This window comes from Clostridioides sp. ES-S-0010-02, assembly GCA_020641055.1.
In the GTDB taxonomy this organism is placed as follows: Bacteria; Bacillota; Clostridia; order Peptostreptococcales; family Peptostreptococcaceae; genus Clostridioides.
Window position 1 is genome coordinate 1,675,052 of record CP067345.1, and the last position, 14,178, is coordinate 1,689,229.

Genomic DNA, 14,178 nt, shown 5'->3' on the forward strand with positions numbered 1-14,178 from the left:
GAAGGTTGATATTATGAGTAAAGTATTAAATGAGAATAATATATTTTTAGGATTAGATAGTGTTTCAAAGGAAGAAGCTATAACTTTAGCAGGAAGAAAACTATTTGAAAATGGATATGTAAAAGAAGAATATATACCAGCAATGTTGGAAAGAGAAAAGGTAATGACTACATACATGGGCATGGGTGTTGCTATTCCACATGGTGTAAATGAAGCGAAAAAAGAAATATTATCTTCTGGAATAGTTATACTACAATTCCCTAATGGTATAGATTTTGATGGAGAAAAGGCATATTTATTAATAGGAATAGCTGGTGTTGGAGATGAGCATTTAGAGATACTATCTAATATAGCAATAGTTTTAGATGATGATTTAACAGAGAGACTAAAAAATTCAAATGACAAACAAGCTTTTATGGAAGCTTTTGCCAACTAATCTTAGGAGGAACTTAAAATGAAAAAGGCAATCCAATTTGGAGCAGGAAATATTGGAAGAGGATTTATTGGAGGTTTGTTAGTTAAGTCAGGTTATCATGTTGTATTTGCTGATGTTAATGAAGAAATATTAAATTCAATAAATAAAGATAAAAAATATACTATACACATAAGAGATGTAGAATGTGTAGATGAGATAATTGACAATATAAGTGCAGTTTCATCTATAAAAGAAGAAATAATAGATGAGATTGTAGAAGCTGAAATAATAACTACAGCAGTTGGCCCTTTGGTTTTAACTAAAATAGCCCCTACAATTGCTAGAGGTATAAAAACTAGAAAAGAAAAAGGATTAACAAATAATTTAAATATAATAGCTTGTGAAAATGCAATATATGCAAGTTCTTCTTTAAAAGAGGAAATACTTAAGTGTCTAAATAAAGAAGAAGAAGACTATTTAGAGAACTATATTGGTTTCCCTAACTGTTCAGTTGACAGAATAGTTCCTCCTGGTAAAAATGAGAATCCTCTTGATGTAACTGTTGAAAATTTTTATGAGTGGAATGTTGAAAAGCAAGGATTTAAAGGAGAAATACCTAATATAGTTGGAATGAATTTAGCTGATAACCTTATGGCTTATATAGAACGTAAGTTATTTACACTAAATACAGGCCATGCTATAACTGCTTATATAGGGTACTTAAAGGGATACAAAACAATAGAAGAAAGTATAAATGATGAATATATTTGCAATATAGTGAAAAATGCAATGACAGAAAGTGGAGAAGGATTAATTAAAAAATATAATTTTGATTCAGAAGCACATTATAAATATATTGATAAGATTTTAAATAGATTTAAAAATCCATATCTTAATGATGATGTAGTCAGAGTTGGAAGAGAGCCACTTAGAAAATTAAGCGATAAGGATAGATTGATTAAACCTCTAATGACTGCAAAATCATATGGCTTAACAGTTGATAACTTAATTCTTGGAATAGGTGCAGCACTTCATTATAACAATAGTGAAGATGCTCAAAGTGTAGAATTACAAGAACTAATAAAGTCTAATGGAGTAAAAAAAGCTATTGCTAAAATAGCTAATATAAACAAGGATGAAGTACTTCTAGATAATATAGAAAAAAGTTATATCTTTATGGAAAATCTATAAGTTTACTTAAAAAGGTTGAATTTTGTCAAGTAACTAGTGAATGTTTTATTCTACACAGTTTGAATTATTTGTTGAATAATAGAGAATTATAATATATAATTAAAAAGAATAAATTAATATGTTTACCTGTATACTTTTGATAATATGGTTCAAATGTTTCTACTAAGCTACCAATAATAGCTTAACTACAGGAGTGAAGATGATATAGTTTATACTTATTTTAAATTATATATTAAGTTGGTTACTTTGAATTTTAAGCTCCTGTCTATGATATAGACAGGAGCTTTTTTAGTATTCTAAGATAAAATACAAGCAATGTAGAGAGTAAAATTAAAGAGAATATAATTTTTTTTATTAAGATTAATATAATTTAGAAAGGTTTAGGTGGGAGTACAATGAAGGCTTTAGAGGAAAAGATATTAAGAGAAGGTAGTGTTTCAGGAAATGATATACTAAAAGTCGATAGTTTTTTAAATCATCAAATTGATGTAGCTTTTTTAAATGAAATAGGAAAAGAATTTAAAGAGAGATTTAGTGGAGAAAAGGTAGATAAAATATTTACAATAGAGGCTTCAGGAATAGCTATAGCATCAATTGTTTCACAATACTTTGACAATGCACCTGTAGTTTTTGCGAAAAAATCAGAATCTAAAAACTTAGATACTGATGTGTATGAAACTAATGTATATTCATTTACTAAGGCAAAAGAATATGCAGTAAAAGTTTCTAAAAAGTATATAAACGAAGGTGAAAACATATTGGTAGTAGATGATTTTTTAGCTAATGGAAGAGCCGCTCTTGGTCTTAAAGATTTAATTGAACAAGCAAATGCAAACTTAGTTGGAGTAGGGATTGTTATTGAAAAAGGATTCCAAGCTGGAGGAGCACTTTTAAAGGCCAATGATGTAAGATTAGAATCTTTAGCAGTAGTTGAATCTATAGATAATGGAACTGTAAAATTTAGATAATTTATGATATTATATACTTGTGTTTAGCACATATTCTAATTATGGAGGATTTTTTAAATGAGATTTTTTATAGACACAGCTAATATTGAAGAAATAAAGGAAGCAAATGATTTAGGTGTAATATGTGGAGTTACTACAAATCCATCTCTAATAGCTAAAGAAGGTAGAGATTTTATAGAAGTAGTTAAGGAAATCAGTGAGATAGTAGATGGACCAATAAGTGCAGAAGTAATAAGTTTAGAGCACAAGGGTATGATAGAAGAAGCAGAAAAATTATCTAAGATACATAAAAATATAGTTATAAAAATACCTATGACAGCAGAAGGTTTAAAGGCAGTAAAAGTATTATCTAGTAAAGGTATAAAAACTAATGTTACACTTATATTCTCTGCTGGGCAAGCTCTTTTAGCTGCTAGAGCTGGAGCTACATATGTAAGTCCTTTTGTTGGAAGATTAGACGATATATCACAAAATGGTCTTGATTTAATTGAAGAAATTGTTGACATCTTCAGTGTAAATAGTATTGAGTCTCAAATAATAGTTGCTAGTGTTAGAAATCCAATACATGTTTTACAAGCTGCTAGAATGGGAGCTGATATAGCAACAGTTCCTCTTAAAGTTATAAACCAAATGATTAAGCATCCTTTGACAGACAAAGGAATAGATAGCTTTATGAAGGATTGGGAAGGTGCTTCTTTAAAATTATAATCATATAGTTATGGTTATAATTTTAATAGAAGTTCTTATGGAAATTCTAAGTAATAAGGCTAGGCTATTTTGCCTAGTCTTATTTTGGTGTATAATATATTGAAATAAACTAAAATTTAAAGTAAGGAGGCGAAATATGGATAAAATATTAAGAGAGATACAAAGAGAAGACAAGAAAAATCCATACACTGACCAAGAACTTGCTGAAATATTAAATGTAGCTAGGTCTGAAGTAATAGCGGTTAGAAAAAAGAATAATATTTTAGATTCAAGAGAAAGAAGAAAACAAATATTAATAAAGGATATATCTAAGATTGTAAATGAGAATCCTCAAATGTCTGAAAGAAAAATAACTGAAATTTTAACCGAAAATGGCTATAATATATCAAGAAGTGCAGTATCAAAATTACTAAAAGAAGAAAACTTAAGTCAATCGAAAGCTGAAATAAAAGATAAAGAACTAGTATCATCTGGAAAACATGTAAAAGTTAGTAAAGCTGTAGAAGAAGATGGGTTTGAAGAATTAATAGGTATAAAAGGCAGTTTGAAAGAAAAAGTAAACCTAGCTAAATCAGCAATAATGTATCCTCCTAATGGTCTTCATACTATAATATATGGAGAAACAGGTGTAGGTAAGAGTGAGTTAGCTACATGTATGTACAAATATGCTGTGAAAAATAATATCAAAGAAGAAAATAGTCCATTCATAGTATTTAACTGTGCAGATTATGCAGAAAATCCTAATCTATTGATAGCTCAGCTATTTGGAGTAGTAAAAGGTGCATACACAGGTGCAGATGCAAATAGAGAGGGTCTTGTAGAGCAAGCCAATAATGGAATTTTGTTTTTGGATGAAATTCATAGATTACCTGCTGCTGGTCAAGAAATATTATTTTCTTTAATAGATAGAGGTGAATTTAGGAGGTTAGGAGAGAGTAGTTCTAATAGAAAGGCAAATGTTCTCATAATAAGTGCTACAACAGAAAATCCAGATTCTAATTTACTTCAAACATTTAGAAGACGTATACCAATGGTAATAAACTTACCAAATATGAGTGAAAGACCAAAATCTGAAAGATATGAAATAATAATAAAATTCTTTGAAAGAGAAGCAAAAAGAGTAAATAAAAACTTTATAATAACTAAAGAAGTGATGTGTGCACTTATGAATTATAAATGTACTGGGAATATAGGACAGTTAAAGAGTGATATACAAGTAACTTGTGCTAGAGCTTTTAGTAAGGCAATATTTTCTAGTGACAAGGTAATTATAGATTTAGATAGCTTGAGAGATTATATAAAAAGTGGATATTATGATTGTAATTGTGAAGATGAAAAGTATTCTGAGTTTTCAGTTGAAGATATATATATAGATATTAGTGAATTAGTAAGTGGGAAAAATAGAATTTTGTCTGATAATGAGATAAGTGAAATATACAATTATGCAGAAAAAGAATTAAAGGTTCTAGAAAGTAAGTGTTTTTCAGAAGAAGAGTTAAAAAATGCATTTATAGAAAAGTTAGACAATAAATTTAATGCTATTAAAAACAATAAAAACTTGTCTGATAGAAGAAGTCGAATAGACTGGGGTGGACAGTTAAAAGAATCCACACTAGAGATAATGGACAAAGTAATTGTATTTATTAAAGAGCAGTTTAAGCATGTAAATCAGGGGCTGTATTTAGCTTTAGCAATTCATATTGAGCATGCTATAGATAGAATAAGAGATGGAAAAACTATAATAAATCCAAGTTTGGATAAGATAAAAGCATCAATGCCAATGGAATATGAATTATCCAGATATGTAATGGGAATAGTGGAAGATTTAACACAAGTTACATTCCCAGAGGATGAACTTGGATATTTAGCATATTATATAAATAAATTTTGTTACAATGAAGAAAGTATAAAAGATAAAGTAAAAGTAGTTATAGTTACGCATGGTAAAGTTGGAATTGAAATGTCTAATGTTGTAAATCACATTCTTGGTATAGAATGTACACTGGGTATAGAGATAGCACTTACAGATTCACCAGCAGAAGGAATAGAACATGTATTGGATGAACTTAAAAAGATAGAAGCACAGAAAGGAATTTTGGTTCTAATTGATATGGGTTCTCTAGTAATCCTTGGTGATGAGGTTGAAAAAAGACTTGGTATTAGATGTAAGACTGTAAACAGGGTGGATACATTATTAGCAATGGAAGCAGGAAAATTGGCGACAATTGAAGGAAAAAGTTTAGATGGTATAATAGCAGATTTAAAGAAAAATAAAAATTATGCTATGGTAAATACGAATAAATTTAGTTATAGAAAAAATGAATATGGAAAGAAAAATGTAATTATTACATTATGTTTAAGTGGGGTAGGTACAGCTTTAAACTTAAAGGAACATATAGAAAAGCAAATTGAGGAATATGATGCTTCAATTGAAGTAAAGCCAATTGCTTTTTTAAATAATAATTTAGAAGATGAATTAAATGACATTGAAGCTGAATATAATATTATTGCTATTTGTGGCACAATTGATATAGATTATAAAAATGTACCTTTTATTTCTTATAATGAGGTACTTGGAAAAAATGGAATTAACAAGGTATTAGAACATTTAAATAATAAACAACCATCTTTGAGTAGCGATAATCAATTGGATAATTTAATACATGAAGATTTGATTTTATATGATTTTGAAGGAATCTCAAAGGAGTATATAATCGACACTCTTGTATCAAAGCTTGAAGAAGGTGGGTATGTAGACTCAAAATATATATTAAGTGTGTATAAAAGGGAAGCTATGGGAAGTGTTGTAATGGCTTCAAAAGTTGCTGTACCACATGGGCTTCCAGAAAATGTTATAAAACCAGCAATAGCTATAGCAAGATTAAATAAGCCCATAGTGTGGGATAATAAATTTATGGTAGATTTAGTGGTTTTATTAGCACTTAAAGAGAATAATAAAAAAGAAATACGAAGCTTATTTTCAAAGATTAATGACCAGCATACTTTGGAAATTTTATTAAATACTGAAGATAAAAATGAAATAAAAAAGATATTAAGTTAATTTTCAACATGAAAAATAATATAAAAAATTAAATAGAAAAATTTATTTTAGCACAAGTTTTAAGGTAAGTTCAATTGATAGATAGTTAATTGTTTAATATAAGGTTAATACCATAAGATTGATTTATTTAATTTTATAGTATTAGCCTTTTTTATTTGTAGATAGCAAACATACAAAATAATAATAATTAATGATTTTATTTTTTATAGACTTGTTATAAATTATTAAAAAGCAAATATATTGCTAAAATACAGGGCTTTTTTTATATTAATTTATGAAATTTTAGAATCATAAAGATTTGTATATGCAGATACTAAGAAAGAGCAGTAATAAAAGATGGAATATGTATTATAATAATTTATACATATACCAAATAAATAGAAATATCTAGTAGAATATAAGAAATTAAAAACAGTAGTCAGGAAAATATCAAATATGTTGGTGTTATAGTGATTTTCTAATATCAAAGCAGGTGTTATAGAAACATAAAAGTTCGCACCTGCTTTTTATATTAAAATTAAGGAAAATAATAACCCTGCAAGTAAAAATAATAGATTTATTTTCCTTGCAAGATTTGTATTAATTAAAATTGATATTTTATTTTAAGATAAGTTTTTTATTGAATTTTATAGCATCTATACATACTTTCACCACTCTTAAAGGAGAATCTGAAATAAACTTTATCATTAGAAAAATCTTTTTCCATAGCTACTAAATCTTGCTTTTCTCCAGCCTTTCCACCAGTTCCAACTAAGAATACATCTTTTTCACTATCTATTTCTTGAACTGAACCCATATATTTGTAATAGTCATTTATGTCATATGAGCGATATTCAGTAACTTTTTTATTTTCTTCATCCAATTTTATTTTAATAACTCTTGTAGATTTATTTTTTACACCATTATCATATAAGGTTATATATCCATCATCTGTAATTCTAGCATTATGCTGTCTTGAGAATTTTTGATTATCTGTTAAATTGAACTCATCACCCAATCCTCCTAGGGTCCAAATAATTTCTCCTGTTTTTCTATCTAATTTAATAACTTCATCTAAATTTCTAAATGAACAGATTAGATTTCCGTCTTTGGGGTCAATAGTCATAGAATTGAAATGTACATAGTCTAAGGATGTATCACTTTTTTCGCTAAAATTATTTTGTTCAACACTTTCTTCATATAGTTTTTCATGGTCAATACTTTCCCACTGCCATACAACTTTACCATCTTTTATTTCTTGTAGTACACTATTTACCACATAAGGTGAATTTCCTTTATTCAAGTTTGAAGGAATGTTTGTTGCCTTAGATTTTTGATAACTAGAAACGATATAGTGATTATCATTTATGTATATAAAGTCATGGTTTTCTAACTCAGTACCAGATTCTATGTTTTTATTTTTTTCCATAGTAATTTTATTTATTTCATTATAATTTTCATCTAATATAACAAGATATGTTGGTGAGTATCCAACAGAACTTATTCGTTTTGTTGAGTCTTTATCTTGAAGTAAATATCCATATCTAACTTTACCATCATCTGTAGTGATTTTTTTAAAATCAAAAGGATTTGATTCGACTTCCTTGTAAAAAACTATATTTCCTTTGTTATTTAATTTAAATACAAAATTATATTCTTCATTGTGTGTAGTAAGATAATAATCACCATCATAAGGGCTATTTGCAGTAACAGTATACTTTGGAAAATCTTTTGAAAGAGAATTTATGTAATAATTTCTATATGAATTCTCACCACTATACATTACAGATATTTTTATTTTAGAAGAGCTACTGATTTCTTTCAATTTAAAAGTTGATTTATCATTTACATTAATTTCTTTATCATCTATTTTGACACTGTTTACACTTTTAGAGTTTTTTATTGTTATACTATTTTGATTTGTTGAATTAAGTTGCTTTACGTTTTGACTATTAAAAATTCCCTCTTTAGATAGTGTTACATCATAACCATTTACAGTTATAGTAAGTGTTTTTTTCGACTTACTTTGAGATGCAAAGACTTGCTTTGCGAAAACACCAGAAACAAATAAAATACTACATAAAAATACTATCTTTAATAAATTTTTTCTTTTCATTCTTATCTCCTTTTCATATTAAGTTTTATATATTTTCATATTGATTTTATTATATAAATAAAAACATACTATGAATTTAATTATGCGTAACGTGAATTTTGATAGACAATTATATGAAAATTCATTCACACTGAAATAATTAAACAATAAATACGAAAATTAATGTTGTTTAGATTGAATAATTTTATAAAATAGCTAAGAAACAGAAAAAACCACCCATAAAAAATAAAAAAACCATTTCTATAACAAAAAAAACCACGAAAATATAAAAATATATGGATAGTTAAGTGCTTAACAAGTGAAAATTAAAATAAAAATTAAAAAAAATTTATCTATGAAAGTTGGCTAAAATCCTGCAATTGAACATTATTTCAAGGAAAACATTTTCTTTTATTTCACAAAAAAAGCCACTTTTTGGCACGGCATATGCTTTATATAAAGACAAGAAAAACAAGATATGAGATAAGAGCAATTAGGAGGTGCAAATATGGAGTTTATAAATTTTGTAAGTGATAAAGTTATAAACCTTAAAATGGATTGTAAAACAAAAGAAGATTTCTTTAAGGAAATACATAATAAAGTTTTTGAATTAGGCTTTGTAAAAGAAGAATTTGGAGAAAAAATACTAGGAAGAGAAAATGTATTTCCAACAGGTTTAAACTTAGGTGATTATGGAGTAGCTATACCACATACAGATGCAGAATATATTAAAGAACAATTTATAGCAGTCTGTACTTTTAATGAACCAGTAGTATTTAGTTCTATGGAAGACCAAGATGAAAAAGTACCTGTAAATTTAGCTTTCGTTTTGGGGCTTAATCAACCACACAGTCAATTGTCTGTATTAACAGAATTGATGGGGATTATGCAAAATAAAGAATTAGTTGAGAAGCTAATGGATTCTACTGATAAAGAAGAAGTTTTAAAGACAATAAAGTCTTTATAAAAAATAAAAGAATAAAAGATACTAACAATAAAAATAAGAAAATAAAAATTATTAGGAGGAAATAAAAATGAAAAAAATATTAGTAGCATGTGGAGCAGGAATAGCAACATCAACAGTAGTTTGTGATAAGGTAGAAAGATTAGTTAAAGAAAATAATATACAAGCAGAAGTTATACAATGCAAAATAGCTGAATGTGCAACAAAGCAAGATGGAGCAGATTTAATAGTATCAACAACTATATTACCAACAACTTATAATATACCAGCAATAAAAGCAACAGCATATATAACTGGAGTTAATACAGCAGCATTAGATAAAAAAATATTAGATGCTTTAAAATAATCCTATCATAAATAAATTGAAATCATATTAAAAAAACAGAAAAAGGAGGATTTATAAATGGATAAATTATTAGCAGTAGTACAGTACATTTTAAACATGGGACCAACAGTAATACTACCAATAACAATTGTAGTCTTAGGAATGATATTTAGAATTAAATTTACAAAAGCTTTAAAATCAGGTCTTACAATTGGTATAGGGTTTGTGGGTATAAACTTAGTTGTAAACCTATTAACTTCAACACTAGGGCCAGCAGCTCAAGGAATGGTTGAGAGATTTGGACTTAATTTAACAGTAATAGATGTTGGTTGGCCAACAACAGCATCAGCAACATGGGCTTCACCAGTTGCACCAATATTAATACCAGTTTGTTTATTAGTAAACTTACTATTATTATACTTCAATAAAACAAAGATATTAAACGTTGATATATGGAATTATTGGCACTTTATAGTAGCAGGTGCAGTTGGATATATAGTAACAGGAAGTTATATCTGGGCTATATTCTGTGCAATATTAATGGAATTGTTAGTACTATTTATTGCAGAAAAAACAGCCAAGAATGTTCAGGAGTTTTATGATTTAGAAGGTATAGCATTACCAACTGGTTCAACAGCCTCATTTGCTCCACTTGGATATTTAGTGGGTAAATTTGTTGAAAAAATACCAGGAATAAATAAAATACAAGCAGACCCAGATTCTATACAAAAAAAATTCGGTATATTTGGTGAACCAATGATGATGGGTATTATACTAGGGATAATACTTGGAGCTCTTGCTGGATACGATGTAGCAGGAATATTCAATGTAGGTATATCAATGGGTGCAGTAATGTTACTTATGCCTAGAATGGTTAGAATATTAATGGAAGGTTTAATTCCAATTTCAGAATCAATAAGAGATTTCTTACAAGCAAAATATGGAGATAGAGAACTTTATATAGGGCTAGATGCAGCAGTAGCAACTGGACATCCAGCAGTTATATCAACAGCTCTTATACTTGTTCCTATAACTCTATTCTTAGCAGTTATATTACCAGGAAATAAAGTTTTACCATTTGGTGACTTAGCAACAATACCATTCTATATGGCATTTATAGTATGTTTTAGAAAAGGTAATATAGTTCAATCAGTTATAACAGGAACTATAGTAATAGCTATATCACTTTATATGGCTACAAATTTTGCAGATGTTCATACGCAATTATTACAACAAGCAAATATGATGCCAGAAGGAACAACAATGGTTACAAGTATAGATACAGGTGGTAACTTACTAAAATGGGGAATATTGAAATTATCTCAATTAGTTTCTTCACTTGGAATATTCTAATATTTAGTTAATAGAGATTACTCTTTTTTAGTAAAGTATGCGAAAATTTAACATTTAGCAGCTACTAGAAAAGAGTAATATTTTTTATAAATTTTAAAAAAATACAAAATACAAAAGGAGGAGATTTATCGTGAAAGCAGCAGTATTACATGGCACAAATGATATGAGATTTGAAGATATAGAAATAAAACCATGTGAAAGTGATGAGGTAAAAATAAAAGTTATGGCAGCAGGAATATGTGGGTCAGATCCTCCAAGAGTATTGAAACATTGGAAATATCCAGTTCCAGCTATACCAGGACATGAATTTTCTGGAGTAATTGCAGAAGTTGGTAAGGATGTAAAAAATGTAAAAGTTGGAGATAGAGTAGTTGCGATTCCTTTTATACCTTGCAATGAGTGTGAATATTGTAAGAGAGGGTTATTTTCATTATGTGATGACCATGGTATGTTAGGAGCTAAAACTTTTGGAGCTTTTGCAGAATATGCAAATATAAAAGCTACAAATGTTTTACCAATAGGAGACATGGATTTTGAAGATGCCGCTATGATAGAACCACTTGCAGTTGCTATGCATGGAGTACTTAATATAGGTATCCAAGTTGGAGATACTGTAGCTGTAATGGGTAGTGGAACAATGGGTCAACTAGTAATACAAGGACTTAAGATAGCAGGAGCTGGAACAATTATAGCAGTTGATATATCTGATAATAAATTAAGAGAATCAAAAGAATTAGGTGCTGATATAATAATTAATGCTAAAGATGTAAACCCAGTAGAAAAAATAAAAGAACTTACTGGTGGAAAAGGTGTTGATATAGCACTTGAATGTGCAGGCTCTAAAATAACTCAAGAACAATGTTTACTTATAACTAAAAAGAAAAGTAAAATAGGATTTTTAGGAATAGCATATTCAGATATAACTTTATCTGAAGAAGCATTTGAAAATATATTTAGAAAAGAACTAGAGTTAAAAGGTTTCTGGAATTCTTATTCTGCACCATTCCCAGGACAAGAGTGGACTAAAGGAATCACTCTAGTTAATGAAGGAAAAATAAAATTAAAAGAAATGGTATCTCATAGATTTTCACTTGAAGATACTTATAAAGCATTTGAAATGATAAGAGATAGAAAAGAAGAATTTAATAAGATATTAATTTTACCACAAGGGGTTGAAAAATAAATGAAGGCAGTAGTTAAAACTAAACCAGGTTATGATAATGTAGAAGTATTAGAGGTAGAAGAGCCAAAAGCTACAGGAGATAAAGTTAAAATAAAAGTAGAATACAGTGGTATATGTGGTTCAGATATACATTCATTTAAAGGGGAGTATGCAAATATAAAAGCTCCAGTAACTTTAGGTCATGAATTTTCTGGAATTGTCGTAGAAATTGGTGAAGATGTTAAAAATATAAAAGTAGGAGATAGAGTTACATCAGAAACTACTTTTGCAACTTGTGAAAAATGTATATATTGTGCAACTAAAGACTACAATTTATGCCCAACTAGAAAAGGTATTGGTACTCAAGCAGATGGAAGTTTTGCTGAATATGTATTATCAAGAGAGGAAAGCATACATGTACTTCCTGAAAATGTATCTTTATTATCAGCAGCTCTTACAGAGCCACTAGCTTGTTGTGTTCATGCAGCTCTTGAAAAAACTACTATAGAAAGTGATGATACAGTATTAATAATAGGACCAGGGCCAATAGGTTTACTATTAGCTCAAGTTGTTAAATCTCAAGGTGCTACAGTTATAATGTCTGGTGTTACAAAAGATAAAGAAAGATTAGAAATAGCTAAAAATCTTGGAGTAGATAGAACTGTAAACGTAATGGAAGAAAGTCTAGCAGATGTAGTAAATGAAATGACTGATGGAAATGGAGTAAATAAAGGATTTGATTGTTCTGGATTTATGCCAGCAGTTAATGAAGCTTTAAGATTACTTAGAAAGAAAGGAACTTTCGTACAAGTTGGGATATTTGCCAAAAAACTAAATGAAATGGATCAAGAAGCAATAATTCAAAGAGAGTTACAATATATTGGAAGTAGATCACAAAAACCAAGTTCTTGGATTATAGCATTAGATTTAATGGCTAGTGGAAAAGTAAATACAGAAGCATTAGTTACAAGAACTGTTGGTTTAGACGAATTTAAAGAGGGTATTACAGCCTTAATGAACGGAGAAGAAATAAAAGTTGCAGTAAAATCTTAAAAAAACATTTGTATTATTTTAAAAAAAATTGTAAAATCTACTGTAGGATAAGAAAATGTAAGGTCTTAAAAAATAACAGGAGGAAAAAAGTATGAGCACTCTTAGAGATCATTCTAATAATATTAGAAAAAACATAATAAAAATGGTTGCAGAAGCTAAAAGCGGGCATCCAGGTGGTTCATTATCAATAGCTGACATGTTAACAGTGTTATATTTTGATAAAATGAACATATGTGTAGAAAATCCAAAAATGGATGATAGAGATAGATTTGTTCTATCAAAAGGTCATGCAGCACCAGCTTTATATGCTACATTAGCAGAAAAAGGATTTTTCCCAGAAGAAGAATTATTGACACTTAGAAAGTTTGGTTCTAAGTTACAAGGACATCCAGACATGAAAAAAGTAGCAGGAGTAGATATGTCTACTGGTTCTCTTGGACAAGGTTTATCTGCTGCAAATGGTATGGCACTAGCTGGTAAATTAGATAATAAAGACTATACAGTGTATACTATATTAGGTGATGGAGAAATCCAAGAAGGTCAAATATGGGAAGCTGCAATGACAGCATCACATTATAAATTAGACAACTTAATTGCATTTGTTGACTTAAATGGATTACAAATAGATGGTTCTAATGAAGAGGTAATGAATGTTAGTCCAGTAGATGACAAATTTAAATCTTTTGGATGGAATGTAATAGTAATAAATGGACATTGTTTTGATGAAATAGGAAATGCAATAGATGAAGCTAAAAAAGTTACAGGAAAACCAACAGTAATAATAGCTAAAACTGTAAAAGGTAAAGGTGTTTCATTTATGGAAAATAATGCTGCATGGCATGGAACAGCTCCAAATGCAGAACAAGCAGAACAAGCATTGAAAGATTTAGAAGGAGGTCTATAG

At 28.6% G+C, this 14,178-nt stretch carries 12 protein-coding genes and 1 riboswitch; of the genes, 11 read left to right on the forward strand and 1 reads right to left on the reverse strand.

Features of this window, described 5'->3' with window-relative positions:
• Positions 1-13 precede the first annotated feature (13 nt).
• From JJC01_07755 to JJC01_07775, 5 genes are all read left to right on the forward strand, one after another.
• Entirely contained in the window at positions 14-436 is a 423-nt protein-coding gene (locus tag JJC01_07755) for a PTS sugar transporter subunit IIA (protein ID UDN59741.1), read from the forward strand.
• An 18-nt stretch (positions 437-454) separates the two neighbouring features.
• Positions 455-1,606: a mannitol-1-phosphate 5-dehydrogenase gene (locus tag JJC01_07760; GenBank protein ID UDN59742.1), complete on the forward strand. Its 1,152-nt coding sequence runs from the start codon at positions 455-457 to the stop codon at positions 1,604-1,606.
• 106 nt (positions 1,607-1,712) lie between these two features.
• Positions 1,713-1,814, forward strand: a riboswitch (purine riboswitch).
• 187 nt (positions 1,815-2,001) lie between these two features.
• Positions 2,002-2,574, forward strand: coding sequence for a xanthine phosphoribosyltransferase (locus tag JJC01_07765; protein UDN59743.1), 573 nt, complete (start codon positions 2,002-2,004; stop codon positions 2,572-2,574).
• 57 nt (positions 2,575-2,631) lie between these two features.
• On the forward strand, positions 2,632-3,282 hold the full coding sequence (fsa, locus tag JJC01_07770; protein UDN59744.1) for a fructose-6-phosphate aldolase: 651 nt from the start codon (positions 2,632-2,634) through the stop codon (positions 3,280-3,282).
• Positions 3,283-3,418: 136 nt separating this feature from the next.
• Positions 3,419-6,343, forward strand: a complete 2,925-nt coding sequence (locus tag JJC01_07775; GenBank protein ID UDN59745.1) for a sigma 54-interacting transcriptional regulator — start codon at positions 3,419-3,421, stop codon at positions 6,341-6,343.
• A 616-nt stretch (positions 6,344-6,959) separates the two neighbouring features.
• Here the strand turns inward: JJC01_07775 and JJC01_07780 are convergent.
• On the reverse strand, positions 6,960-8,438 hold the full coding sequence (locus JJC01_07780) for an aryl-sulfate sulfotransferase (protein ID UDN59746.1): 1,479 nt from the start codon (positions 8,436-8,438) through the stop codon (positions 6,960-6,962).
• A gap of 487 nt (positions 8,439-8,925) precedes the next feature.
• Here JJC01_07780 and JJC01_07785 point away from each other — a divergent pair, with 487 nt between their 5' ends.
• The 6 genes from JJC01_07785 to JJC01_07810 all read left to right on the forward strand — a co-directional run bounded on the left by JJC01_07785 (position 8,926) and on the right by JJC01_07810 (position 14,178).
• Positions 8,926-9,384: a PTS sugar transporter subunit IIA gene (locus JJC01_07785; protein UDN59747.1), complete on the forward strand. Its 459-nt coding sequence runs from the start codon at positions 8,926-8,928 to the stop codon at positions 9,382-9,384.
• Between the two features lie 67 nt (positions 9,385-9,451).
• A complete protein-coding gene (locus tag JJC01_07790) occupies positions 9,452-9,727 on the forward strand; it encodes a PTS sugar transporter subunit IIB (protein ID UDN59748.1) in 276 nt (91 codons plus the stop codon).
• Between the two features lie 57 nt (positions 9,728-9,784).
• Complete coding sequence (locus JJC01_07795; protein UDN59749.1) at positions 9,785-11,059, forward strand: PTS galactitol transporter subunit IIC; 1,275 nt, start codon at positions 9,785-9,787, stop codon at positions 11,057-11,059.
• Positions 11,060-11,189: 130 nt separating this feature from the next.
• The gene (locus tag JJC01_07800) at positions 11,190-12,242 is read left to right on the forward strand and encodes a galactitol-1-phosphate 5-dehydrogenase (protein UDN59750.1); all 1,053 of its coding nucleotides are present in this window, start codon (positions 11,190-11,192) and stop codon (positions 12,240-12,242) included.
• On the forward strand, positions 12,243-13,274 hold the full coding sequence (locus JJC01_07805) for a zinc-binding dehydrogenase (GenBank protein ID UDN59751.1): 1,032 nt from the start codon (positions 12,243-12,245) through the stop codon (positions 13,272-13,274). It abuts the gene before it with no gap.
• A gap of 91 nt (positions 13,275-13,365) precedes the next feature.
• Positions 13,366-14,178, forward strand: coding sequence for a transketolase (locus JJC01_07810; protein ID UDN59752.1), 813 nt, complete (start codon positions 13,366-13,368; stop codon positions 14,176-14,178).

Bases quoted from the DNA above. Each gene is read 5' to 3' on its own strand.
- JJC01_07775 (UDN59745.1), top strand. From the start codon at position 3,419: ATGGATAAAATATTAAGAGAGATACAAAGAGAAGACAAGAAAAATCCA.
- JJC01_07785 (UDN59747.1), top strand. From the start codon at position 8,926: ATGGAGTTTATAAATTTTGTAAGTGATAAAGTTATAAACCTTAAAATG.
- JJC01_07780 (UDN59746.1), bottom strand. From the start codon at position 8,438: ATGAAAAGAAAAAATTTATTAAAGATAGTATTTTTATGTAGTATTTTA.
- JJC01_07760 (UDN59742.1), top strand. From the start codon at position 455: ATGAAAAAGGCAATCCAATTTGGAGCAGGAAATATTGGAAGAGGATTT.
- JJC01_07810 (UDN59752.1), top strand. From the start codon at position 13,366: ATGAGCACTCTTAGAGATCATTCTAATAATATTAGAAAAAACATAATA.
- JJC01_07805 (UDN59751.1), top strand. From the start codon at position 12,243: ATGAAGGCAGTAGTTAAAACTAAACCAGGTTATGATAATGTAGAAGTA.
- JJC01_07765 (UDN59743.1), top strand. From the start codon at position 2,002: ATGAAGGCTTTAGAGGAAAAGATATTAAGAGAAGGTAGTGTTTCAGGA.
- fsa (UDN59744.1), top strand. From the start codon at position 2,632: ATGAGATTTTTTATAGACACAGCTAATATTGAAGAAATAAAGGAAGCA.
- JJC01_07790 (UDN59748.1), top strand. From the start codon at position 9,452: ATGAAAAAAATATTAGTAGCATGTGGAGCAGGAATAGCAACATCAACA.
- JJC01_07755 (UDN59741.1), top strand. From the start codon at position 14: ATGAGTAAAGTATTAAATGAGAATAATATATTTTTAGGATTAGATAGT.
- JJC01_07795 (UDN59749.1), top strand. From the start codon at position 9,785: ATGGATAAATTATTAGCAGTAGTACAGTACATTTTAAACATGGGACCA.